This window comes from Nocardia otitidiscaviarum NBRC 14405 (assembly GCF_000308635.1).
In the GTDB taxonomy this organism is placed as follows: Bacteria; Actinomycetota; Actinomycetes; order Mycobacteriales; family Mycobacteriaceae; genus Nocardia; species Nocardia otitidiscaviarum.
In genome coordinates this window covers 1-620 of the sequence record NZ_BAGD01000238.1, presented here as the reverse complement: position 1 = coordinate 620, position 620 = coordinate 1, and the positions used below count along the sequence as shown (strand labels likewise).

The following is a 620-nucleotide window of genomic DNA, read 5'->3' as shown; positions in this document are numbered from 1 at the left end:
ACTACCGACCGGCGGGGCTGGGCGCGAACCTCGTCGAACTCGGGTTCATCGAATGCAGCAAGGACCGGTCATATTCGACGATCTCGTTCGGCACCGGCAACAGCGTGACCGCGTTTGGAATCCAAGCCATGTACGCGGGCGCGTACCTCATGAACAAGACCACCGGCGACCTCACGCTGATGGCAGCGACCGGCGATATCGCCACCGCCGTAGCTGATACGAACCGCGAGTACTCGTTCACCATCGCGGCACAGGATGCCCTCAAATCCGAGATATGGGCGGTCGGCCTGCTCCAGGTCACCAACGGCACACAACAGTGCAAATCCATTCTGGCCAAAGGGCTTTGGGCGATGAACGCACCGCCCGGATTCAAACCCGCTGCCCTGTACGCCTACGCGCCGCAGACTACGACGTTGCCGAGTTCGATCGCGTACGGCTCGCTCACCTTCAACGGCGGGTTCTGCCCGTACTACGCGCTGAGCTAGGAGGCCGCAATGCCTATCGGATGGCGCACGATTCAGGACGACATCGAACTCACCGCAGGCGATTTCATCGCCGCGCGAACCAATCCGAGCGGGCCGCTCGTGCCAGGTACGACTGCCGAAATCGTGTGGGCGAAC

Annotated in this window: 1 protein-coding gene; it reads left to right on the top strand. The window is 62.1% G+C overall.

Features of this window, described 5'->3' with window-relative positions; all coding sequences use genetic code 11:
• On the top strand, window positions 1-485 hold a 485-nt coding region (locus ON31_RS29475; RefSeq protein ID WP_039818346.1), incomplete at its 5' end, for a hypothetical protein.
• Between the last annotated feature and the right edge of the window lie 135 nt (window positions 486-620).